The organism is Nocardia sp. XZ_19_385 (assembly GCF_015355755.1).
Taxonomy (GTDB): Bacteria; Actinomycetota; Actinomycetes; order Mycobacteriales; family Mycobacteriaceae; genus Nocardia.
Genome location: NZ_JACVEE010000001.1, coordinates 1,556,407 through 1,578,339, shown reverse-complemented (window position 1 = coordinate 1,578,339; position 21,933 = coordinate 1,556,407). Strand labels below are relative to the sequence as shown.

General features: G+C 68.0%; 22 protein-coding genes. 2 read left to right on the top strand and 20 right to left on the bottom strand.

The window, feature by feature from the left end:
- Positions 1–18: 18 nt before the first annotated feature.
- From IBX22_RS07315 to IBX22_RS07220, 20 genes are all read right to left on the bottom strand, one after another.
- On the bottom strand, positions 19–1,155 hold the full coding sequence (locus IBX22_RS07315) for a M20 family metallopeptidase (RefSeq protein WP_194814566.1): 1,137 nt from the start codon (positions 1,153–1,155) through the stop codon (positions 19–21).
- A gap of 60 nt (positions 1,156–1,215) precedes the next feature.
- Positions 1,216–3,465, bottom strand: a complete 2,250-nt coding sequence (locus IBX22_RS07310; RefSeq protein ID WP_194814565.1) for a hypothetical protein — start codon at positions 3,463–3,465, stop codon at positions 1,216–1,218.
- 62 nt (positions 3,466–3,527) lie between these two features.
- The gene (locus IBX22_RS07305) at positions 3,528–4,037 is read right to left on the bottom strand and encodes a DUF4913 domain-containing protein (protein WP_194814564.1); all 510 of its coding nucleotides are present in this window, start codon (positions 4,035–4,037) and stop codon (positions 3,528–3,530) included.
- A complete protein-coding gene (locus tag IBX22_RS07300) occupies positions 4,034–5,815 on the bottom strand; it encodes a type IV secretory system conjugative DNA transfer family protein (protein WP_194814563.1) in 1,782 nt (593 codons plus the stop codon). The genes IBX22_RS07305 and IBX22_RS07300 overlap by 4 nt, the downstream gene beginning before the upstream one ends.
- Positions 5,812–5,991, bottom strand: a complete 180-nt coding sequence (locus tag IBX22_RS07295; RefSeq protein WP_194814562.1) for a hypothetical protein — start codon at positions 5,989–5,991, stop codon at positions 5,812–5,814. The genes IBX22_RS07300 and IBX22_RS07295 overlap by 4 nt, the downstream gene beginning before the upstream one ends.
- A gap of 600 nt (positions 5,992–6,591) precedes the next feature.
- Entirely contained in the window at positions 6,592–7,167 is a 576-nt protein-coding gene (locus IBX22_RS07290) for a hypothetical protein (RefSeq protein WP_194814561.1), read from the bottom strand.
- Complete coding sequence (locus IBX22_RS07285) at positions 7,164–8,300, bottom strand: C40 family peptidase (protein ID WP_228538242.1); 1,137 nt, start codon at positions 8,298–8,300, stop codon at positions 7,164–7,166. Before IBX22_RS07285 ends, IBX22_RS07290 begins: the two co-directional genes overlap by 4 nt.
- A complete protein-coding gene (locus tag IBX22_RS07280) occupies positions 8,297–8,608 on the bottom strand; it encodes a hypothetical protein (protein WP_194814560.1) in 312 nt (103 codons plus the stop codon). Before IBX22_RS07280 ends, IBX22_RS07285 begins: the two co-directional genes overlap by 4 nt.
- Complete coding sequence (locus IBX22_RS07275) at positions 8,605–10,335, bottom strand: hypothetical protein (RefSeq protein ID WP_228538241.1); 1,731 nt, start codon at positions 10,333–10,335, stop codon at positions 8,605–8,607. The genes IBX22_RS07280 and IBX22_RS07275 overlap by 4 nt, the downstream gene beginning before the upstream one ends.
- Positions 10,332–11,816 (bottom strand): SCO6880 family protein, encoded by a 1,485-nt coding sequence (locus tag IBX22_RS07270; RefSeq protein WP_194814559.1) that lies wholly within the window; start codon positions 11,814–11,816, stop codon positions 10,332–10,334. Before IBX22_RS07270 ends, IBX22_RS07275 begins: the two co-directional genes overlap by 4 nt.
- Positions 11,813–13,273, bottom strand: coding sequence for a hypothetical protein (locus IBX22_RS07265; RefSeq protein ID WP_194814558.1), 1,461 nt, complete (start codon positions 13,271–13,273; stop codon positions 11,813–11,815). Before IBX22_RS07265 ends, IBX22_RS07270 begins: the two co-directional genes overlap by 4 nt.
- 59 nt (positions 13,274–13,332) lie before the next feature.
- Complete coding sequence (locus IBX22_RS07260; RefSeq protein WP_194814557.1) at positions 13,333–14,190, bottom strand: hypothetical protein; 858 nt, start codon at positions 14,188–14,190, stop codon at positions 13,333–13,335.
- Positions 14,187–14,825: a hypothetical protein gene (locus IBX22_RS07255; RefSeq protein WP_228538240.1), complete on the bottom strand. Its 639-nt coding sequence runs from the start codon at positions 14,823–14,825 to the stop codon at positions 14,187–14,189. Before IBX22_RS07255 ends, IBX22_RS07260 begins: the two co-directional genes overlap by 4 nt.
- 59 nt (positions 14,826–14,884) lie before the next feature.
- Positions 14,885–15,142, bottom strand: coding sequence for a hypothetical protein (locus IBX22_RS07250; RefSeq protein ID WP_228538239.1), 258 nt, complete (start codon positions 15,140–15,142; stop codon positions 14,885–14,887).
- On the bottom strand, positions 15,142–15,423 hold the full coding sequence (locus tag IBX22_RS07245) for a hypothetical protein (RefSeq protein ID WP_194814556.1): 282 nt from the start codon (positions 15,421–15,423) through the stop codon (positions 15,142–15,144). Before IBX22_RS07245 ends, IBX22_RS07250 begins: the two co-directional genes overlap by 1 nt.
- The gene (locus IBX22_RS07240; protein WP_309234470.1) at positions 15,420–16,022 is read right to left on the bottom strand and encodes a hypothetical protein; all 603 of its coding nucleotides are present in this window, start codon (positions 16,020–16,022) and stop codon (positions 15,420–15,422) included. Before IBX22_RS07240 ends, IBX22_RS07245 begins: the two co-directional genes overlap by 4 nt.
- Positions 16,019–16,207 carry a hypothetical protein gene (locus IBX22_RS07235; protein WP_194814555.1) on the bottom strand — a complete coding sequence of 63 codons (189 nt, stop codon included), beginning with the start codon at positions 16,205–16,207 and terminating at the stop codon, positions 16,019–16,021. The genes IBX22_RS07240 and IBX22_RS07235 overlap by 4 nt, the downstream gene beginning before the upstream one ends.
- Positions 16,208–16,279: 72 nt before the next feature.
- Positions 16,280–17,011, bottom strand: a complete 732-nt coding sequence (locus tag IBX22_RS07230) for a hypothetical protein (protein ID WP_194814554.1) — start codon at positions 17,009–17,011, stop codon at positions 16,280–16,282.
- A gap of 109 nt (positions 17,012–17,120) precedes the next feature.
- Positions 17,121–18,017 carry a hypothetical protein gene (locus tag IBX22_RS07225; protein ID WP_194814553.1) on the bottom strand — a complete coding sequence of 299 codons (897 nt, stop codon included), beginning with the start codon at positions 18,015–18,017 and terminating at the stop codon, positions 17,121–17,123.
- 68 nt (positions 18,018–18,085) lie between these two features.
- The gene (locus tag IBX22_RS07220; RefSeq protein WP_228538238.1) at positions 18,086–19,759 is read right to left on the bottom strand and encodes a cutinase family protein; all 1,674 of its coding nucleotides are present in this window, start codon (positions 19,757–19,759) and stop codon (positions 18,086–18,088) included.
- Positions 19,760–20,294: 535 nt separating this feature from the next.
- Between IBX22_RS07220 and IBX22_RS07215 the strand changes: the two genes are divergently transcribed.
- Positions 20,295–20,783 (top strand): ImmA/IrrE family metallo-endopeptidase, encoded by a 489-nt coding sequence (locus tag IBX22_RS07215; RefSeq protein WP_162958371.1) that lies wholly within the window; start codon positions 20,295–20,297, stop codon positions 20,781–20,783.
- A complete protein-coding gene (locus IBX22_RS07210) occupies positions 20,780–21,931 on the top strand; it encodes a DUF6545 domain-containing protein (RefSeq protein ID WP_194814552.1) in 1,152 nt (383 codons plus the stop codon). Before IBX22_RS07215 ends, IBX22_RS07210 begins: the two co-directional genes overlap by 4 nt.
- Positions 21,932–21,933: the final 2 nt, after the last annotated feature.

The window sequence follows — 21,933 nt, the reverse complement described above, 5'->3', positions numbered from 1 at the left end:
GGTTCTTGATACCACCGATCAGTGATCGGCGGAACGAACCGCCAGCCGAGCCAGCAACAGGCTGAGTAGTGCCGCACGTTCCGGCATCGCGGTGACGATCACGTGTTCGTCACGCGCGTGCGGGTGCCCTCCCACCGCACCGAGTCCGTCGAGTGTAGGAATTCCGAGTGCTGCGGTGATGTTGCCGTCCGATCCTCCTCCCGAACGGACCGCTGCCAACTCACCGAGTCCGAGATCGGTTGCGGCTCCGGCCGCTTCGGCGTAGAGCCATCGAGCCATGGGCTCCTCGAATGGGGGCCGCTCGATCCCGCCTGAAACAGCCACTGTGGCACCGGAGAGATGCGCGGTTAACCCATGCATCGCTGAATCCACCCGTTCGAGTTCGGCAATCGTCCACGAACGCGCGTCGACGTGAACCTCCGCGGATTCTGGAACAGTGTTCGACGTCGTCCCGGCCGTAACCCGTGTCGGAACGACGGAAGTCTCACAGCCAGGATCGCCGAACGCAGAGATGCGCAGGATCTGGTGCGCCAGCTCGATTGTGGCATTCACGCCACGCTGCGGTTCGAGGCCGGCGTGGGCCGCGCGGCCAGTCGCCCGCACGGCGTAGTTCGCGATCCCTTTTCTGCTGACCTTCACTGCACCCCCGTCCGCAGTGGGCTCGCATACGAGCACAGCGCCCGCTTCGCGCGCCAACTCCTCGATCAACAGCCGGGAACTCATCGAGCCGATCTCTTCATCGCTAGTCAAAAGAACGCTGACGCGATCCGTATCGGTAAGCAGCTCGATCGCGGTGAGCGCCTGGATGATTCCGCCCTTCATATCGAAAGTGCCGGGGCCAGTGGCAATTCCGGACTCACTATCGACTGAGAACGGCCAACTGTCGATAGTTCCTACTGGCCAGACCGTGTCGAAGTGGCCGAGGATCAGCACCCGAGGGCTCGGCGCGCGGGCAACAAGGTGCACGTTCTCGCCGACCCGGGTGATCGTCGACGGGCGACGGAGAGCCGAACTAAGCCATGGTTCCAAGAGATCTGCGCACTTCTCAAGGTGAGCGGCCGAGTTTGAAGGCGACTCGCAGTGGACGAGTTGAGACAACCGGTCAACCATGGTGGGCAGGCTGCTAACTGCGGCGGTCAAGGTATCCGAAGGCATGACATGATCATGCCTTCGGGTAGGCAGATGTCGATATCTGTTACCACCGAGTCGGCCGGGTCAGAGGGATAGCGCGTCATCGGGGGCGCGGCCGAGATCTTGATCCAGTTCAACGCCTCGTGGCTGGTCGGCGAGCTGTTCCGCAGCATGGCCGACTGGTCTCGCCACGACCGCATGGAGCGGGATAGCGTTGTCTTGCTCAAGGCTCATTCGGATTCGTTGCAGCGCAGGATCAACTCCTCGATTCGCCAGCTGGGTCTGGATCGCGTCGGTGCGTTCCGCGCTGTTGTGGTCAGCTATCGCCGTCGCGCGGGCGCCTTCACGTTCGACTGGATCGGGGCTGGTCGCGTGCCGGTAGCGTTCGACGATGGCGTTTTCGACGCTCTGTCGACCGGATGTGGTGTCGCTCAAGTTGGCGATCTTCCAGTCGCGTACGGCGAGCCATTCCGGATCGTGCTCGGCCAACCAGCCGCGGGCTTTGTCCAGATCCGAAACTGTCCAGGTCTTGGGCTGCGGTCGTGGTCTCGGTTCCCGGCGCGGCGACGCCGCCCGGCCTCGTCTCGTCGGCCGCGAGGCCGGTTGTTTTGGCGCTCGCAGGGATTCGGTCACCGTGTACCGATCTTCGAGAACTCGGCGTACCGCTGCGTGAGGGTTCGATCGCCACGCCTCCAGCCACCGCCGGCCCGCGTCGCCGGTGGCTTCCACAGCGGTGACCGCCTGATCGTGGTCCAGACGTGGAGTGCGGGTAGGTCCGGTGATCTGGCTGTCGTGGAGCTGCTGCACGGCGTCGTGCAGCTGGCGGCGCGTCGGGGCATCAGGGGCGACGAGGACACGGGCGTAGGCGCGGTGCGGGTCGGCGTCGAACTCGCGCAGCCATCGTTGCCCCAGCGGCCCGAGATCGCGTAGCTGATCTTCGGCGGCGCTGATCGCTGTCGCGCGCTGACCGCGTCCGGGATCGCTGGTGTTGCTGCGGTTGTCGCCGTGACTCAGGTACTCGTCGGTGGCGGCCGAATGGTCTGTTACCAGTTTGTAGAGCTGGTCATGTTCGTGACGCTGGTGTTCGTCGGTCTCGGCCTGGGCCGCTGTTACTGCGGTGGGGTCCATTTTGGCGGCAGCTACCCGCCAGGCCGCTTGGTCGAGTAAGCCGCGGACCTGGTCCAGGTCCGTTGCGTGGTCGGCAGTGAGGTCCAGGCCGAAACGTTCGAGGATCTGGCTGTTGAGCCGGTCATGGACGGTGGCGGCCAGGGGAGAGTCCTCGCGCCAGGTTCGGGCCGTGCTCCACGCGTCGAGAATTTCGGCGCGTCCGGCCGTGGCGCACCATTTCTCGGTCCGGCCGCGCAGGAGGGTTTCGGCGTCGCGGCGCTGTGCGCTGACTATCTTCTCGGCTCGGCCTTCCAGTTCCTTGTGGATGTGGCGGTTGTCGAGCACATGGTGATAAGCCGTCTCGGGGTCGGCTCGCCATGCCTCGAGCCACGTGCGGGCGGGTTCGCCGAGTTCTTCGACTACCGCCACCTCGCTGGCGATCCGCGCGCTACGTCCTTGGTCGCTGATCAGCGGGTTGTTCTCGTGGCTGTGCAGCCTTTGGGCGCTGTCGTAGATCGCGAGCCGAGTCGTGGCGTCGGGCGCGATCAGGACGCGTGCGTAGGCCAGCTCGGGCGCGCGGTCGAACTCCCGCAGCCATTGCTGCCCGTGCCCGACTGCCTGCAATCCAGCCTCCGCAACGGCCGCTGTCGCGTCGTGTTGGCCGTCGTCGATGGCGAGGCGGGTTGCGCGGGCGTGCTCGGCGACGAGGGCGTAGAGGGCTTCGCTCTCGGCGCGGCGGGTGGCGGGATCGTCGGCGAGGGCGTCACCGTGGACGGTGTCGTCGGGTGCGAGGGCCTGTCGCCACGCAGCTCGGGTGAGCAGGTGGTGAATCGCGGCCGCGTCGGCGGGTGCGTCGATCGCGATCGTTCTGGTTAGGTCGATTCCGTACCGCTCCGCAATCTGGGCGGTGAGCCGTTTTTCGGCGGTCGCGGCGACGGCGGAATGCTGGCGCCATTGCCGCGCGGTGCACCACGCTTCGGTGACATCGTTGCGGCTGGCCTCGCGCCACCAGCCGGTGCTGGCGGTGGTGCGCAAGTACGCTTCGGCGCTGCGTTGCTGGGCCTGCCACCGGGCTGCGGACTCTCGGGCTCGGGCTTCGTGGCGTGCGGTTGCTGCTTGTGCCTGCGATGCTGTGCGCCGACCCCAGTGCTCGGCCAGCAGGCCCGCGACCTGGAGCGTGGTACGTAGAGCCGCTGCTGTTTCGCGGCCGATTTCATCATCCGCCATCAGCGGTCTCCTTTGTCTGCATGAGTATTTGGATCGCGCCCGGCGGGTGTGCGCGGGAAAGGCTAGGCGGCGCGGTCGATTTCGTTGTCCGTCCACGCGCCGAGGGCGGCGAATGCTTCCCGGTCGGCTTCGACGTGGGGTAGTGGGGCGATGCCGTAGTGCGGGTTTCCGTCGTCGTCGCCGTCTTTGTGGCCCTTCTTGCACAGTTCGAAGGGGCCGTCGACCGACATCAGGACCCGCATGTGAGGGTCGGCGTGCTGGAGCCACCAGTTCGACAGGCCCAAGCCGTTGTCGTCGCGGCGTAGTGCTTCGTAGGCGCGCCACAATGCGAACAGTCGCAGTACGGCTTCGTCGTGGCGCCACCACTCCGGGCACCATCGCCGCGTCGAGCTGTCGGGTACCCGCCGGTAGATGATCACCAGCCGGTTCTGCACGAAGTCGACCAGATTGGTGAACGCGGGTTTCGGTGGGGCCGCCGGTGCAGGACCGGCTTCCTCGGTGTCCGCGGATTCGGGCCGGCGGGGACGGAACTCGATCTCCTCGCCCATCATCGGATCTGGGTCCTCGATCATCGCGGCCCGTCCTTTCGTCTATGGCCTGGGCGCTCCGGAGGCGTTGTCACAGTGAGGGTTTGGGTTGGTCCGTAGTGGGCGCGGGAGGCGGCGACGAGGTTTGCGTAGGGGCGGCGCATCCACGGCACGGTCTCGACAAGCACGGGCCTCATTCCGGCGGTCCAGATCAGCGCGCGCCCGCGCGGGATCGCGGTGAGGTCGGCCAGCGTGAGGATGCGTTTATCGGTGAGCTGCCAGGACCGGGAGACCGAGCCGCTGTGGCGGGTGAGGGTGCCGCGCAGTTGTTCACGGTCGCCGATGCTGTCGGAGCGGCGTCGCAGGAACTCGTTGTCGTCGACGCCGGAGCCGACGACGCGGACGCCGGAGGCCGACCACAGCGCCTCCATTCCTTCCGCGCCCCAGCAGCGGACGCCCTGAGACCACGATTGCAGAATCGTCAGCACCAGAATTCCGCGAGATCCGAAGTGGGAGTATCGCTTCGGCAGATCGCGCCAGCGCACCACGTTGGCCGCTTCATCGAGCACGCAGACCAGCGGCGTCGACAGGCGGCCCATGGGCTGTTTGGAACCGATGTGGGTAGCGGCTTCAAGAACCGAGGCGGTCAGGGCGTTCACCAAAGGTCCGCAGCTGCCCGCGCCTTCCAGTGACAGCATGTAGAGGGTGTCTCGACTGGTCGCCAACGCGGCGGGGTCGAGTTGGGGCCGCTTGTCGTCGGGGCCGTCGCTGGTGACCCATCGCCGGATCGACTCCAGGCGCAGGCTCGCCGCCATCTTGCGCCCGGTCGCGAACACACCGCTACGGGTGCGGCGGTCCAGTTCGTACTGGGCGCGCAGCCCGGTCGCGATCAGCGGCCAGCGCTGTTCGAGCATCCGCACCGGCTGTAGATCATCGGGATCGGAGATCCACTCGTACACCCGCGTGATCGGCTCCCCGGCGACGGCGGCGGCCAAGAACAGTGCGGCCAAAAGGGATTCGCCCTCGGGGTCGAAGAATGCGTCCTTCTTGGCTGACTGGCCGTCGTCGCCGTCGGCGAAGTGTGAGGCCAGCTGGGCGGCGTCGACCTCTGTGCGGACGGAAGCGAGCGGGTTCCACCACCAGTTCGGATCGTCGGAGTCGGCGACGGCCTGGGGGTCGAAGATCCAGCAGCGGCCTTGTTTTTCGCGGATGCCGCGGGTGTCGTCGACGAGATCGCGTTTGTTGCTGGTGACGATCACCGGGCCGGGGGCTTCGCACACCGCCGGTACCGCCCGCGAGGTGCTTTTGCCCTGGCGCGGTCCCCAAATGTCGATATGCAGGGTCTCGAAATCGGCCCACAGCTGTTGGCGGTCGGCGACCGCGATACCCAGCGACAGCCCCGGAACCGAGTCTTCGGGCACCGTGGCTCCGAGCATCGTGGCTTTGGCCGTGACCGCGGATTCGGTCAGCGGCGCCAGGTCTGCGCCGAAGGCGAGTTGCTTGGCCTTTGCGTCGATCCACGTCCGGGCGGGGCGGTGGGCCTTCCACCACCGCGCCGCCAGCACTGTCACGGTCGCCAGGACGAGGAGTTCGGCGACGAGTGCGAGGGTGGCCGTCAACGGCCAGGCGACCCGCCCGGCGGCAGTGGTCACGATCAACACCAAGGGGTTGATCGCGAGTGTGTCGGTGGCCCGGCCGTCCAGACGGTAGCCCAGGTGGGCGGCCAGGGAGATTAGCGTCCCGGCACCGGTCGCGGTGCCCCCCGCGATCAGCAGCCCGAGGGCTTCCCGGTTGCCGAGCGCGGGGTCTTTGTCGCCGTTCACGCGGGGCTCTCCTTGCCGGTCGAGCGGCGGGCCACGCTGCCGCCGGCCACGGCCAGCTCACTGACGACCACCACGGCCAGGGCCGCCTGCCAAGGCATGTACCCCTGAGCGGAGCCGAGCACCAGGATCAATGTCATCGGCACCCGTACACCGAACGCGCGCGCCAGCTGTGACACCGGCGCTACTCGTCCGGCCTCGGGGGCGGGGGGTCGCTGCGTGCTCGCGTGCGTCCTCGGACGCCTCGAGAGCTTCGGCCACGGCGGCGTGGTCGAGGGCGAGAGCGGCGGCGAGATCGGCTTGCCGGAGACCGGTGGTGTAGTCGGTGGTGGCGGTGTGGTGGGTGTGGTTGTCGGGGGTGTGGTTCATGGTGGTGGTCTCCTCGCCTGGGGCGGCTGTCCGCCCGGTGGTGGTGCCGTGGGTGGCGGGGACCTGTGGGGTCGCGTGTCGGGTTGTGGGCCAATGCGGTTGCGGCGCAGTCGAAAAAGTTCCCGGCGAGCGGGTAGCGAGTGTCTTCGGGCAGTTTTTCGGCGGCGGTGTCGAGCCACCGTGTGGTGAGTCCGGATTTGCCAACGACCAGGCCGTGACCATGCTGGTTCTCCGCGCACACGGCACCCCGCCACCGGGTGCCCAGTCGCCTCGGGCGAGAGACCTCACCGTGGCCCCGCCCGCGACAACCCCAGCCAGCGCACCGCCGCGCCGACGCCGCGCCAGCGGCACCGCGGACTGCCCGCGTCGCCTGCCCTCGGCCCGCAGCGGGCCGGAAATGGCGCACGCGTTCATCGGGGCGCGATCAGCGAGACGCGCCACCCGCCGGGGGTGGCGGAGGCGGTGACGTACAGCACCGAGCGGCGTTCGGGTTCGCTTGTGCCGTTGGTCTTTTGGGTCAGCGCCACGACGCGCTGGCGGGTCTGGGCGGTGTCGCCGGGGTGATTGTCGGGGGTGATTACCGCCGTGGCGGTGATCGAGGCGTGTTCGTGTGTCCAGCGTGCCCACACGCCAGCCGGGACGGCTGCCAACCCGGAGGCGGTGGCTCCGAGCTGAGCGCGGTATTGCTCGGTGAGTAGTCCGCTGGCGCGGTCGACTCCGGCCGCGCTGTCGCGGTCCGGCCCCGGGGTCCAGGTGTAGGCGGTCTCGGTAGCCGCGACCATGACCGCCAGGGCGTCGCCGGTGTCGATGCCCGCGACGATCTCCGCGCCCGGTTGGGCCGGAGGCGCGGCGGGCTCGGTCGCTGTCCCACATCCAGCCGCTGCGAGCGCGAGCATGATCAGGCTCGCCGCCACGCCGAGACGTGCGCGGAGGCTTCTCGCGATCGTTGGTGTCATTGCGTCGTCTTCCGTGTGTGCATCGGTCATGGCCGTGAATCCTGTTGCTGGGCATCGAATCTCCGCACGTCCATCCGGTCTGATGCGAAGTCAGAGAGGGGCTGCACCTGCACCGGGATTCCGAAGGTCGGTGCGTTGAGGAGCTGCGGCTCCCCTGTGGCGGGATCGAGCCCCGCATAGATCCCGGTGTGGTGGGAATCGGCCTCACCTGGGGAGGTGAAGTAGATGAGATCGCCGGGTTGCATCCGGTCGAGCGCGACCGGGGCACCTCGGGAGTCTCGTTGCTGGTCGCCGGTGTAGTGCCCCAGCACGATTTGGCCTTCCGATGCCTGGGCGACCGCGAACAACGTCAGTCCCGAGCAATCGAATCCACCGCCGGTGGGGCCGGTGGCGTCGCCTCCGCCCCACACGTACGGCAACCCGATCCCTCGCATCCCTGCCGCGAGGACTCGTTTCCCGAAATCCGAACCACCGCTACCGTTTTGCGGTCCGTCGACTCCCGAGGCCGGTCCCAGCTCGCACATCACGCCCGGGGTCGCCGGGGTTCGCGCGGCGGTGCCGCGGAATTCCCGGTGCAGCGCGTGGGCGGCCTCGCGTTTGGTCGCGTAGGCGTCGGGATACGCCGAGCGTTCCACGGCCTGGGCGAGGTCGGCCGCGTCGCGGGTCTGCCAACCCTGCACGGCAAGGAGCTGGTCGTAGAACCAGCCGATCTGACGCAGCGGGTTCATCAGTTGGGCCATGCCGCCGAGCTGGCCCGACCAGATCGAGACCCGCAGCTGAAATGGGCCCACGGAGTCGTGGTCCGATCCCACAGCGTCATGCGGATACGACAGTGATTCCGGCACACCGGAATTGGCGTAATTCTTGAGTCCCGATTCCGTGCTTGCGGCCATCAGCGCCGCCAGAATCCCGTTTTCGGGGATCTGGCGCTGCTCACCGACCGCGACGATCTGGCGGGCCAGCTCGAGTTGTTTGCTGTCGTATCCGGCCAGGCTGACCGGATCTCGCGAGGTGTCGGTGCCGGAGGTGGTGCCTTGTCCCATCGGAGCCGGGACCGCGCACCCGGGGACTTCTTGCCCGGACACCACGATCACGATCAGCATCACGGCGGTGAGCAGCAGCGCTGAGGCCGCGCTCACCGCCTTCATCACGCTCGCGGTCATCGCTGCACGGCTCGTTCGCGGTCGTGCAGCATCGTCATCAGCTCGCGGTTCAACCCGAGCGCGGCGTGTAGTTCGGCGCGTGCCTTGGCCAGCTCTGCGGCCAGGCGCGGGCTGACCCCGTTGTGCGCGTCGGGGTTGGGGCTGTCGCGAACCCAGTTGCGGACGGTGTTGTAGTGCACTCCTAAACCCGCCGCCACGATTCGGCAGGCGGCGGTCTGGGAAGAGCCCACCGCGATCATGTCGCGACACCGCGCGACCGCCGCCGCGCGCACGTCCTCGGAGACAAGCCGGTATCGGCGGACGCTCATGCGGCCATACCTCCCGCCGCATCCCGGTGAAACTGAGAGAACAACTCTGAAGTGCTGTGAATCCCGCGAATTCGCTCCACGTCAGTGAGGTGGAGCTGGAAGGGGATGCCGGGGCTGCGGTCCTCGCTCACCTTGAGCAAGAATTTTCCGACCCCGGCCGCCATCGGCCGGGGCATCCCCGGGCGCAGGGGTTCACCGGTCAACGCTTGGGGCGCTGACCAACTCGTCACCATGTCGGCCTCGGCGCCGGTGAGTTTCACGATGCCGTCCAGCAGTTCCAGTTCCTCGGCGGGTAGCGCGCCCAGGATCTTGGCGCGGGAGCGCTCGAGGAAACCGAGCGCTCTTGCGCCGGCGGTGCCGCCGATGTTGTGCAGGTCGCGTACGGAGTGGCTGATCAGGATCAGCGACACGGCCAGGGAGCGTTGCAGCCGGGTCAGCTCGTCGACGCGGGCGACCATGAACTCACCCAAACCGAGGACTTGCCATAGCTCGTCCATGACGACCTGGAACACGCGCTGTTTGCCGATTCCATTCTCTGCGAGCATGTTCAGCGCTTCGATGGACCCGAAACCGATCGCCCAGCACGACAGCATCACCGCCGCTTTGAGTTTGGTGTCGCCGGTGGGGATGTGGGAGACATCCACGCACACCGCTGGAGCCTCGAGATCCAGGGCCACGGTGGTCTGCCCGTTGAAGACCTGCCCGAACGGCCCCTGAGTCAGCGCCCGTAGCGAACGGCGCAGCGGCACAATCGCTTCCGCGTACCGTTGTGATGTCGCAGCAGCGGCGTCGAGCATCAATTCCTCACCGCCGCCGGTGATCACCTCCAGCAGGTCGTCCAGGATCGCGGGGGAGTCGACAGTGAAACCGCGACCGCCCTCGGCTACCGGGGTGTTGAGCAGGCGTAGCGCGGTGGAGATCAGCGTGTCTTCGTAGTCGGCGATCCGCTCACCGCGGATCAACTCGACAAGTCCGGCGATGAGATTGGTTTGGCGAGCGCGCAATTCAGCGGCCACGTTCTCGGCCGCCTCGTGCCGCCCGGACGCGCGCAGCTGCTGCATCGCCTTGCCGAGTAGTGCCGGGTCTAGGGGGTTGAGCTGGCCGTGCCCGTAGCCGACATCGACCACCTGGCCGCCGCAGGCAAGCACGGTGGAGCGGTAGTCGGGTTTGACGTCGGCCAGGATCAATGGTGTGACGCCCTGGGCGATGCCGCCCAGCACGATCCGCCGCACCAGTGAGGATTTGCCGAATCCGTTGAGGCCCAACACAAACAGGCTCGGTGCGGTCAGGAAGCTGCCGCGCGAGAACCAATTAAACGGGTCGAAGCACACCGGCGCACCCGTGGTCAGGTGCGAGCCGAGCGGGGTACCCAGCAGCGGCGCACCGGCACCCACGCACCACGGCCATAGCCCCGCGATTTGGGCGGTGGTGCCACGCCATTCGGCCGGGCGGGCGATGCTTCGCCACCGCCCGCCGCCCGCACCGCTGGCCCCCGACAAGGTCACCTGCGGGCCGGTCACATTATCCGGGCGATTGGCGTGGTTGGCATGGCGGTTGTTGTCGGTGCGCAGGCGCAGCCGCGCCCATCCCGACCCCAGGACTCCGCCCTCAGCGGTACGGCGTTCCAGCCGCTCCCGTTCCGCCGTGTCGAGCAAGCGCGGTCCGCCTGCGCGGCGCCGGGCCGGATTCTCGGTGTTGCGGCCGGGGGAGGATCGTTTACCGGTCATGCCGACATCACCCGAGGCAGAGTCGCCATCTGCGGCAACAGGACCCCCACGCCGAGCGAGCCGGCGAACGCGGCGGCCTGGTAGTAGTAGGCACGCCGAATCCGCAATCGAGCCTGGTCGGACAAATCACCGGTCAGGGCGTCGATACGCGGCAGATCGCTGCCAGCGGGAACGGTGACGGTGACCAGGACGCCGAACCGCGACACGCCATGTCCGCGCGCCTGTTCTTCGCGGGCCTGCTCGGTCGCACCGACGCGCAGCATCGCGTGCGCAGAGACCACGCCCTTGCCCGATTGCTGTGCGACGAGGGCGTTTTTGAAATCGTCGTCGACGATGTTCGCCGCGTCGGCAGCCGCGTGCGGACGCAGGACCAGGGCCACCCGCTTGCGCGGTAGGTCCGGTGTCGGGGCCAGCAGCCGCTGCAACACGCGTTCGTCCACCGTGCCCGACGGGGCGTAGTCCATTTCCCACGTGGTCGAGACCACGCCGTCGTGCTCGAGACGTCCGACCCGTTCGTGGTAGTAGATCGGCCCGGCATCATCCCAGCCCAGCCCGTGACCGTCACTGCTCGCGGCGGCGGTTTCCAGGTCGGCTTCGGCGGCGGGGTCGAAACTGCGGCGCGCCGTCGCGGTGACTTCGGCCGCTGTCATCGGCCGGGTCCGCACCCCGGCCTGGGCGAGCGCGGCGACGATGCCGGGTAGTCGGCGTCCGATCTCTACGGCTTGCTCTGCGGGTTCGCGTCGCCGTTCGGCGGTGGTGGCGCGGAAGGTGATCGAGCACCACGCGTCGAGTTGAACTGTGTGCGAGGGCAGGGTGGCGGCGAGTTCGGCCATCATGGCCCGCGCCATCTCCGGCGCGTCCGGCCGTGTCAGTTCGGCGACCTCACCGGCGAGGCGGTGACCGGTCTCGGGGACCGTCGAAAGCACCGGGGTGATCGCGACGATATCGCTGGCACCGCCGAGGGAGGCGACGAATCCACCCCAGGCTGCGACCCATTGATCAATGACGGCCTGATCGACGTTCTCCGCGCCCGAGGGCCATACCCGCAGTAGCACGGTGTAGAGGCCCTGTTTGGGCATGTGGACCATGCCGAACCGGTACTGATCGGCGTCGACGCCTTCATATAGGCGCGAAAGTGCCAGCAGGCCGGGAAGTTTCGCGGTCCCGAACCGTGAAAACGTGCCGCTGCGGTAGATGTTTTCTTTGCGTGCCCAGGTGCGCAACCACTGCGCCATAACCAAAGCCCTCTCATACCCGGTGCGCCCGTTGACCCGAAAAGCCAACGGAGCCCACACGATTGCTTGAAATACCGCCACGACGAGGGCGGCGGTGAAACTGGCGAAAACGGCGGTCACCATCGCGATCACCACGAACACGAACCCCAGAACGGTGGCCTCCCAGGCGAGGCCGAACATCCCTTCCGAGCGGGGTCGTGACCATCCGCCGTAGGTGCGCCGCTGCGACGCGGCGGGGGCGCTCATCGCGGCACTTGCGATCCGGACGGGCCGGAGTAGGGGCGTGTCGGAGGTGGTGCGCCGTTGGGTGCCGCGGATTGCTCGACGGTCGACTGCATCGTTTGAATCCCCTTGCTTGCCAACCCGATTCCTGCGGCGGCGGCGACGCCGACCGGGCCGGCGGCCTTCGCGGCGGTCGCGGTCGCGCCGCTGGCTCCGCCGCTCGCGGTAGGGCTGCGCAGTGGAATCGCGCCCGGGGAGCTACTGCCGCCGCTGTGGCCGGTGGCGGTGGTGGAGATGCTTCCCGCGCCGCCTTTGGCGCTGGCCGCGCCCGTCCCGGCCGATCCGCCGGACCCGCCGGTCATCGAGACCCCGGCGGCGACCGCGGTCGCCGCTCCGGCTGCCGCTGCGGCGCCGGAGCCACCGCTCATGCCCGCGATCGGGGAGACCAAGCGCATCAGGGCGGGCAGAGTGAGCGCGGCCGAGCAGACCAGCACCAGCCCGACCAGGGCGCGCTGCGCCGATTCGGCATCGACGGTTGCGCCGCCGGTGGGGTCCAGGGCGGTGTCCCCGACGGTGGTGAACGCGATCAGATACACCAGCGCGGCGAGAGGCTTGTACAGAAGGAACGCCACCGACCAGCCGATGAGCCGGTCGTAGAGACCGCGCCCGGAGTTCGTGGCCGAGCTGGCAGCCGCCAGCGGCAGCACTCCAGCGACCACGACCAGGAGTCCTTCGCGCACGACGGCCAGCACGATCTGTGCGAGTGCGCCGAGGATGCCGACGCAGGCCAGGATCAGCACCAGACCCGGCGAGAACACCGACAACCCCGCTGTCTGCGCCAACGCTTTCGCCGCCGCCTTCGGGTCACCCCCGGCGGCTTCGCTAAGAATCCAATTCGCCAGGGCATCCGAAGCGTGGGTGCCCGCGACCAGGACCGCGCTCCACATGGTGGAAGCGAAGATGGTGCGCGCCAAGACTTTGAAGGTGTCGTGCGCGGCGTCGTGCATGGCGTGGCGTCGTGCCTGGGCCAGGCGAATTCCGCACAGCATGACGCTCGCGGCGAGCAGGTACCACTGGAGCTGATAGGTGTAGTCGGAGATCTTGGAGAACAGATCCGGGCTGTCGGTGATCGCGGTAGGCAGGTGCGCCCAGAACGAGAGCGATAGCACGATGGCCTGGCTCAATCCCGAGATCAGCGACTCTACGACCTGACCGAACGCGGTACCCCACGCCGCATCCGCCACCGCGGACACCGCCTGGCCCGGATGGGAAGCCACGTTCGCGCCCTTGCAGGCTGCGGAGACAGCGTTGCCCAAATCCAATGGAGTGCCGGGGATTCCGACGCTGGAGAGGGCATCGTGCATGTCGTTGCACGTCTGGTCGAACCCGTACGATCCGCCGGTGTCGGGCGTCGGCTGCGCCGTCGCGGCACCCGCTCCGGCAAGGCCGACGGCCAGCGCGGCGACCAACAGCACGAGCACTCGGAACAGGCTCCGGTGCAGTCGATTGCGGTCCGTGCGACCGCTGAACGCGGTGGCGATCACCACTTGATCCACCCCCCGGTCAGCGTCGAGATGGCGTGCTGGGGAGGTGTGGCGCCGGGCGGCGGTTGCAGCCGCCAGTCCCCGCCGTCCCACACCATGACGATCTGGGTGGCCGTCCACGCTGGTGACCCGTTGTCATCGACGCTGCGTGTGGCGATCGCGACCACGGCCATGTCCTCCGCGTAGCTGTCGATCCGGAAGGCATCCGGGGCGACGAAGTACCGAGTCAGGTTCTCCGGCAGCTGGTCCGGCAGGCGTCCCGCTGCCTTGTTCGCCTCGAATTCTCGTAATCGGTTGGCGGGATTGATGATCAGGCGCTCGCGCACGGTGCGGTTGCCGGGGCGGGCGTTGACCTGGTAGCCGGCGTAGACCGCCGCCAGTGCTGCGCCTTGTGGGGTGTGCGCCCACCCGGCCGCTACACCATCGGCTACCCGGGTCGGTCCATCGGAGGTGGAGAAGGGCACCGACGCCCCGCCGACTCGCTGCCATCCACCCCGGGCAGGCAGCACGGGCGCGCCCGTCAGCCAATCCGAATCACCCGCAGCGCGTCCGGTGCCGGTCTGCGGCAATGGCTGACCGGCCGTATTGCGGGGTGTATCGACGCGCCGACCGAATACATCGGTCGCGGGAACGTCGAAACCGGTGGCGGTCGAATCGCCGTGACCCGGCGCCGAGACCGGCTCGTTCGTCGTCGGGGTGGCGCTGTCGTGGCCGACGTTGAGGGCGGCAACCCCGCCGACGACGACCAGCGCGACCACCGCGAGGGCGGCGATCAATCCGATCTGTTTGCCGCGCCGCTGATCTGGGGGCGCATCGTGGCCGGTGTCGGTGGAGGTGGTTTCGCGCAGCTTCACCGCGTGCCCTCCAACCGCACGAAACCATCGGTCGGAACCGAACCGATCGCGGAGACGGTGGGCGTGGTGGCGGCGGGGTCGGGCAGCTCGAGCCGCCAGTCCCCGCGCTGCCACACCACCGCGATGGCGGTGGCGGCCAGGCTCTTGTCCGGGTAGGCGCTGACCGCGTTGACCGTTGCCCGTTCGGGCTGGTAGCTGGTGATCTGATAGCCGAGGATTCGGGGTGCGGTGGCGGGGTCGGCGGGCCGGGCGATCTTGACGCGTGCCCGCGCCAACGTCCAGGCGTCGCGTGCCGGGCCGGGGGCCACTTCTGCGTTGGTGATGTGTGCCCAGGTGGTGTTGTCGGCCGTGGACAGGCGCACGGTGTGGGCGATGGCCGCCAGCGCCGCGCCTTGCGGCGTCTGTCGGTAGCCGGTCGCGGTCACACCATTCGTGGCCGGTCCGTCCTCCCCGGCAGGGATCGCGATGCCTTGGAAGCTGTTCCAATGCAACCCGGCCGGGACGCTGGTCAGATCCGGTTGCGGCGCACTCGATTCCGAGTCGGACCCGCACCCGGACAGGGCCGCCGCTGCCACGAGGGCAACGGCTAGGCCGCTCAGTGCTGCCCTGTTTTGGGCATGCGAAAGCAGAGACATAGTTGATTCCTTGAGAAAGATTGCGGCGCAGACTTATTGGTGCGCCGAGAGGCGATGCGTCAGAACGGCGACAGCACGGCTGTCGCGACGGCGGCGGCGCTGCTGGCCAGGATCGCGCCGAGCAGACTCATCACGATGCTGTGGGTGCCTTCGGACCAGATCGGTTCGCCGTGGCGGTGTGCCAGCCACAGCCGGCCCGCAGCGGCGATCAGCCAGGCCAGGCAGATGGTCAGCGCGAACCACGCGCCCCAGCCCCACAGCTGATCCAGCGGCCCGGTCACCGAGGCGGGTAACTGCTTGTAGGCGATGGTGGGCATCAGGACAGGACGACGGCGTTCATCAGGCTGGACGCGCTGGTGGCGATGATCCCGCCGACTGCGGCGGCGGCCACCATCTTCGGTGATTCCAGGGTGGCGCCGTTCCATTTCTCCCACCCGAACTTGCCGCCCGCGTAGATGATCGCGGCCACGCCGCACAACATCACGAACCACATCAGGTAGCGGACCAAGCGCAGGATCTGCCCCGAACCGGGCGGCGCTTCGGGCTGGATGTCGTCGACGGCCAAAACGATTGCGTGGTGGACTGTTTCGAGAATCATGCTGCTGTTGCTCCTGGTAGTCGGTCGGTGGTGTCCTCGGTCGCGGTGGCGCTCACGGCGGCCAAGAGGTTTTGGCCCAGTCCGCGCGCGGCGGCCAGGGGGTCGCTGCCACGGCTGGGGTAGGGGCTGTCCGGTGTCCACACCGGTAGGTCGCTGCGTTGGGTCAGCGGCCAGGCGGGTTGCCAGCCCACGCGCCAGCGCCCGCTTTCGGGGACTAGCTCGTCGATGACGCGGCGGTAGCGGCGGATGTCGAGGGGGACGCGTCCGGGTTGGTGGGCGCAGGTGATCAGCCCGAGAACGCGGCTGGGTCCGGCGTTCCCGGCGCGGTGCTGGCGCAGCAGCTCGTGCGCGCGAGCCAAACCGTCGAGTGTTTCCCGTGCGACGACCGCGACGAACGGTGATTCGCCGTCGAGCACGCCGGGCCAACGGCGCTGTGCATCGGCCGCGGGCGCGAGGACCCGTTCCAGGGTGCTCACACCCGCGCCGCCGTGCGCGCCCAGTAGCCACAGCATCGGCGCGCGGCCACCGCTGTATGGGATGGGCCGATCCCAGATCGGCGTCCCACCGTGGGCATCCTGTGCGGGGATCGGCTCGCTCACGCGGCGGCCTGTGTGGGAACGCTGCGCAGGTGGCGCGGGCGTAGCTCGCGCACGATGCTGACCCACACGCCGAGCAGGCGTGCGGCGGCAACGAATGCCTCGATTTCGTGGACGGGGATTCGGTAGACGAAGCGTGCGCCGCCGGGATACTCCACGTGCACGATTTGGGTTGCGGTAGTGGACATGTCGTTACTCCGTTCGAAAATGCAGATGGGCACAGCGATGCCGGGGTTCGGGCGTGTGCCGAGTGGGAAGGGTTAGGAATCGGCGGCGGTGATACCGGTGATTCGGTGCGAGCCGCCGAGGTTCGTTGTGGTGATCAGCTGGGTGAAGTTGCGCTTCTCACCGCCGGAGCCGGTCTCGGTGATCGAGACGCGGTAGAGATCCGGAGCCGCTGGGATGATCACGACGCAGGCAGCGGTCCCGGGTGCGAGGGTGCCGATTCCGGCGTCGATCTCCTGCGCGGTCGGAACGGCGGCATCGGGTGTCGTCGCCGCCCGCGCCGCAGTGCCCGAGCGCTGCGTGTAGTAGGCGTGTTCGAACGCCAGGATGGCGTCCGGGCCGTTGGACAGAGAGCCGGTTCCGTTGCCGCGCAAGAGGTTCGGGGTGCGGGTCGGCTCGCATCCTGGCCCGCCTCCGAGCGTGGGGTCAGGGCGTGGCGCTGCCGGAACGCTGGCGGTGGTGGATACGGATGGGCTGGCCGTCTTCGCGGGCACCGGAACGCTCGACTCGTCAGGCCACAGCAATCCGATCCCGGCGACGGTCGCCGCGACCGCCACACTCGCGCCGATCACCACGGTGTGGCGACGAATCGCACGCGAGACCGATCGCCCCGGATGCCGCGAATTCCGCACTGCGTGCGCGTCATCGCTTACGGTGGAACCGATTTCGGCTCCGTCGTTGTGGGCTTGGCTGATCTGCTCCGGCGCTGTGGGTGCCGGTAGCCAGTCGCTCCAGTGGCCCGCTTGGCCGTTGTTGGGCGTGGACAATATTCTTCACCTCCTCAATAGATGTCGTTGCTCGAATCGCTCTCGGTCGGTGGCGCGGACTGGGCGCTTGTGTGCGCCAGTCCGCGCCACCACCGGGACGAACAGGGGATTAGGAACCGGCTCCGACCGCAGCGCCGATCGCCCCGCCCACAGCGGCTCCAGCCAGGCCGGCGGCGGCACCGCCGCCGAGCGCGCCGAGCCCCGCTCCGGCCACGGCTCCGATCACCGCGCCTGCGGCGATCGCCGTGCCGATCGTTCCTCCGGCGACGATCGGAATAGCGGCGATCGCCGGGATCGCGGCCACGCCACCGGTGGCCAGTGCCGCACCCACACCGGCCGCACCGCCCGCGACCAGCGCCCCGCCGACACCGACCGCGCCACCGGCGACCGCGCCGACTCCGGCACCCACGACCGCACCAGCCGCGCCACCGGCGACAGCGCCGGGAATCGCAGCGGCGACGCCACCGATCACCGCGCCAGCGACCGTTCCCGCCGCGACGCGGTCCGATCGGTTCGCCGGGACACCGACCGAGTTCCACACCTGCGCGATCTGTGCTTCACCCAGTGCCGCACCAGAGTTGATCTGGTCGGCGTATTCCTCGGGGAGCCAGTCCGGGCGGGCGGCCTCGAGGCTGCCCATACGCACGGTGTCGGGCGCGGGGCGGATCGGCAGCACCGGAGCCACCGGCTCGGGGGCGTGCAACTGCGAAGGATCAATCGCGGGCGCTGGAGCCTGCGGGACGGGCTCAGCGCGGGTGGTGTAGGGCTGCGCTGCCGTCGGTCCTTGCACGCCTTCGTCCACCACTGGCGGTGCGGGCGGTGGCGGTGCGGGGGAGGTCACCCCGGCCTGCCCGCCGCCCGGGGTTTGGGTGGTGACTCCGGCCTGCCCGTTCGGGACAGCCGCCGCCGGTGCCACCGCACCGCACAGGATCGCGGCGGTGACCGGCACCGCCGCAGCGGTCATCAGCCACGCACGACTACGGCCGGTCTTCATCGTTGTTCTCACGTTCTCGAATTCCTTTGTATCGAAACCCCTTGTCTGTCGGGGTGTTTGATTGGCTCTTGCTGGCGGATTCATCGGGTCCGCGTCGCGGACGCCGGGGGCGAGGGGGGAGCCGTCGTGCTGGTGGCGGTGGACTCGGCCCCGGGTATCGGCAGGTCTTCGAGTCCGCTCCCGCCGGATGGATCCCAGGGGTATTGCGCGCTGTCGGAAGGGCGACTGGTGCTGGTCGGCGGCACGCTCGCTCGAGGCGTTGCGGTCGTGGTCCCGGTGCGGCTCTGCGGGCTGGGCTGGGCCTTGCCCGCAGTGCTCGGTGCCGCCGATCCCGCGCTGTCGCGTGCGATTGCGGCGAACCAGTCCGCGACATAGCGGGTCGCTGACTGCCCGTCGGCGCTGATCGGGTTCTGCCCGTAGGAGTTGTGCTTGGTGATCGCATCGGAGTACTTCGTCCACACCGCCGTATCGACCAAGTCTCGGTTGTCGCTGATGTTGGTGGTCACCACCTCGAAAGCGCTCTTGACCAGCCCGATTGCCGTTCGTGGAGGCATCAACTGCGGCAATGCACCCAGCAGCTTGACCCCGAAAACAGCTAATCCCGCAACAGGATTCGCCAATCCCGCTGTCGCGACTGACGCGATCGTGTCCGGCGTCAACAGCGTCTCCGCCACGGCGGCAACGGAATTGAAGCCGATTGTCGCGACTTTCAGCACCGCCTGGACCACGTCGCCGGGGGCCAGCGCAGTCCGTGGGTCCGAGGCGTCCGCGATCCGCTGCGACAAGCTCACCTTCGGATTGATCGACAGATTCGCCAGCGAATCACCCTTCACGTCCTCGTTCACCGCGGACGTCGCGGTCTTGATCGTCGTGAACGCCAGCGCTTGGGTCACGCTCCACAGTGCCCGCAACGGATCACCGCCGCTGTCGGCCTGGCCCGCGATATTGGCGACCGCTTCCAGAATCGGAGCGTGCGACGGCGCATCACACGCCAGGTCCCCGGAGGCGCACACGCTCATCACCCGGCCGTCCAACGCGCCGAAACCGCCCGCCTTGTCACGCTCGGGACCGATCCCACCGCCCGAGGTCGGCGCTTGAGGCACCTCGCTCAACTCGCCGACCGCTGCGCCGGAGGTCTCCGGAGCAGGGTCGGGGCTGTCCTGGCCGGCGCGGCCGGGGAAGGTCGGTGAGCCCGGCGCGCGCACCGGGTCACCGAACAACGCGACGGCCGCGACCTGTGACGGAGCGACCGCACCTGAGCCTGTCCCGACCTGTTTGGCCCACATGCTCACCACGTGCGCGCCCTGGCTGTACCCGGCGACCGCGATCCGCGTGGCCGGGCACGCCGCGACGATCTGGCTCGCCATCTTGTCCAGCGACTTGAGGCCGCCGGATACCGATCGCTCATACGATGCGGTGTCCGGATTGGCGGGCCTGTCCAGGCCGCCGAACGACGCGTCGTAGGGGACGTAGGCCCGTGAGATCTTCACCCCGGCTGCGTCGGCGTCGGCCTGTAGCGGCACGAACACTTGCGACAGCATCCCGGTATCGGTCGTGACCGGGGCGTCCGGCGCGGACTGTCCGGTGCCCTGTACGCCCAGCGCGTAGACCGCCGGGCAACCTTGCGCGGTGAGATCCGCGAATGGATCGGCCGCAGACGCCACGGCGGCGCCCGCGCCGACCGTGACTATCGACGCCATCGCTACCGCGCCACCGCGCACGCGGTAGCTCGGGCGTCTCGGTAACTCCCTCATCAGCAACAGCTCCTTCGTGCAATCCAGCGACCGGATTTCCAGCCACGGATCGAACGGTAAGGAGGCTGTCGCAAACGCACAATGTGCAGTTCAGAGGGTTAAATCGAAGTAAAAGCAACTATCCGGCACGGCCAACTTCGACCAACTTCGATGAAGCTCGACCATCCTCGATTGAGTGAGTTAAATCACGTACGGGCCGGATTCGAACCGATATCGGCCCCGAGGGGCGGTCAGTGGCACCGTTTCGAGATCGAAGCCGTGAACGACCGGATGTGAAATCCCGCACGCTCTTGTCCGGATCGTCGCCGCTCTTCATCTCTCGGAGATCGCCAGGTCATCGGTGGGGTGCCGTAGTCGTACCGGATTGCCGGAATCCTTTGTGATCGGGATTCTGCTGTAGACATCGTCAGGGCGCGTCAGCTATGTGCCAGCTATTATGTTGTGGAGCTATTAGTTGAACGGTCACTTCTATATGGGTGCGCTGCGGGTGTGCACAGATGGAGATCGTGTACAGAACTCGGAGGTCGGGACTGCGGTGGATGAGAGCCGGTTACAGAGCATCCTGGACGGAATTCCTCTTACCCCGCCGTGGACGGTCGGAGAGTTCACGAGGTATCTGTCCGGGCGGCTCGGCAAGCGGATCGTCTTGGACCCGTGGCGGGTGCATGTGCCGTCGGTTTCACGGTGCGGTGCTCTGTGGGTCACGCAGCAGGAACTCGTCGTCAAGTACGACCCCGCGCGATCGCCTCGCGGCCAACGGCAAGAGATCATGCACGAGTTCGGTCACGTCCTGCTCGAACACCGAGGCGACGACCAATTCGAAGTGACCGACTCGTTGCTAGCCGAGGGCCTGGACCCCGAACGAGTCCGCGAGATCATGCAGCGCAGTCACTTCGACTCCGTCGCGGAACAGGAAGCGGAATGGTTGGGAACCCATCTCGCGGGCATGAGCCGCGGACGGCCCGACGACATTAGCGGCGCACGCCACCGTGCCGCGTCGGTCATCGAACTGATGTGGCGATGACCCCAAGCCCTCTGCTCGTCGCCGAAGCCACATCCTCGCTATCTGAGCCGCTCGCGGCGGCACTGCTGATCTGGATCGCGGCAGTGGTCCTAGCCCGCATGACGGTGCTCGTCGAACGCCTGAGCCTGGACTGGGCATTGGCCACGCTGGCTATGTCGTTCTGGTTTACCGCGCTGCTGCGCGACCGGGCCGTTCAGTCGGTGCTGACACGGTGGATCGCACTCGCCGATATCCGCCTTGCCACCCACGCGGCGGCGCTGTGCGCGGCCGGCGCTCTCGTGTGGATCGGACTGTTGTGGCACGCGCGCAGACCCGTGCGCGACAGCACCATAGTGCTGATCTGGGTCGGCGTCGCGGTGCTCGTGATCGCGCTCGCGGCGATCTCGGCCCCTGCGCGAGCGGCCAATATCGCGGTCGAAGAGCTATCGGGCTGGCGGCCCGGGGTCTATCTGATGACCTATTCCCTGCCGACCGCGCTCGCTGAGTTGCTGCCCTTGGTCACCGCCGTCAGTTTGGTGTGGCATTGGCGTCAGAGCCTCGCTCGCGCGGTGTTCGCGGGCGTCATCATCGCCTGTATCGCCGTCTCGCAGCTCGACGCGTGGACCCGCATCCTCACCGGCTGGATGATCACCGCAGGTCAGGACGAACTCACTATCGACCGGGCGGGCACCAATGACTTGCTGTTCCTGGCCCCGGTCGCGCTGCTGATGCTGCTGGCCTTACCCTCGATCGCCACATCGCTGGCGATCCGGCTGCGCCGAGACCCCGCCTCGCGCAATATCGCGATACTCGAGCCGATGTGGGCGGACATGATGGACGCCCGTCCGGAAATGCGTCTGCACGTCAAAGCGCGCAAAACGCTGCCCCAGGTGACCGAGCATCGGATGTTGATCGAGATCGAGGACACGATGATCTCGGCGGCTCCCTACCTTGCCGGTCTGGACCCGCGCCCGGACCCGTCCCAGGTGTGCCAGGCGCTACGCGCCGCCCTGGACGAGGGCGAAGAGGGGTACCGCGACCAGGACGCGTGCGCGCCCGCGTGGGTGGGAAACGAAGCGTTCGTACTCAAGATCGCTCGCGAATGGAGCAAGACCCGTCTCGTCCCCGCCCCAGTCACAGAACCGCACCTCAGAGAGGCAACCGTATGACT

Excerpts from the sequence above, each read along its gene's own strand:
- IBX22_RS07245 (WP_194814556.1), bottom strand. The coding sequence starts at position 15,423 with ATGATTCTCGAAACAGTCCACCACGCAATCGTTTTGGCCGTCGACGAC.
- IBX22_RS07315 (WP_194814566.1), bottom strand. The coding sequence starts at position 1,155 with ATGCCTTCGGATACCTTGACCGCCGCAGTTAGCAGCCTGCCCACCATG.
- IBX22_RS07235 (WP_194814555.1), bottom strand. The coding sequence starts at position 16,207 with ATGTCCACTACCGCAACCCAAATCGTGCACGTGGAGTATCCCGGCGGC.
- IBX22_RS07275 (WP_228538241.1), bottom strand. The coding sequence starts at position 10,335 with ATGACCGGTAAACGATCCTCCCCCGGCCGCAACACCGAGAATCCGGCC.
- IBX22_RS07310 (WP_194814565.1), bottom strand. The coding sequence starts at position 3,465 with ATGGCGGATGATGAAATCGGCCGCGAAACAGCAGCGGCTCTACGTACC.
- IBX22_RS07280 (WP_194814560.1), bottom strand. The coding sequence starts at position 8,608 with ATGAGCGTCCGCCGATACCGGCTTGTCTCCGAGGACGTGCGCGCGGCG.
- IBX22_RS07285 (WP_228538242.1), bottom strand. The coding sequence starts at position 8,300 with ATGACCGCGAGCGTGATGAAGGCGGTGAGCGCGGCCTCAGCGCTGCTG.
- IBX22_RS07210 (WP_194814552.1), top strand. The coding sequence starts at position 20,780 with ATGACCCCAAGCCCTCTGCTCGTCGCCGAAGCCACATCCTCGCTATCT.
- IBX22_RS07255 (WP_228538240.1), bottom strand. The coding sequence starts at position 14,825 with ATGTCTCTGCTTTCGCATGCCCAAAACAGGGCAGCACTGAGCGGCCTA.
- IBX22_RS07250 (WP_228538239.1), bottom strand. The coding sequence starts at position 15,142 with ATGCCCACCATCGCCTACAAGCAGTTACCCGCCTCGGTGACCGGGCCG.
- IBX22_RS07220 (WP_228538238.1), bottom strand. The coding sequence starts at position 19,759 with ATGAGGGAGTTACCGAGACGCCCGAGCTACCGCGTGCGCGGTGGCGCG.
- IBX22_RS07290 (WP_194814561.1), bottom strand. The coding sequence starts at position 7,167 with ATGACCGATGCACACACGGAAGACGACGCAATGACACCAACGATCGCG.
- IBX22_RS07270 (WP_194814559.1), bottom strand. The coding sequence starts at position 11,816 with ATGAGCGCCCCCGCCGCGTCGCAGCGGCGCACCTACGGCGGATGGTCA.
- IBX22_RS07305 (WP_194814564.1), bottom strand. The coding sequence starts at position 4,037 with ATGATCGAGGACCCAGATCCGATGATGGGCGAGGAGATCGAGTTCCGT.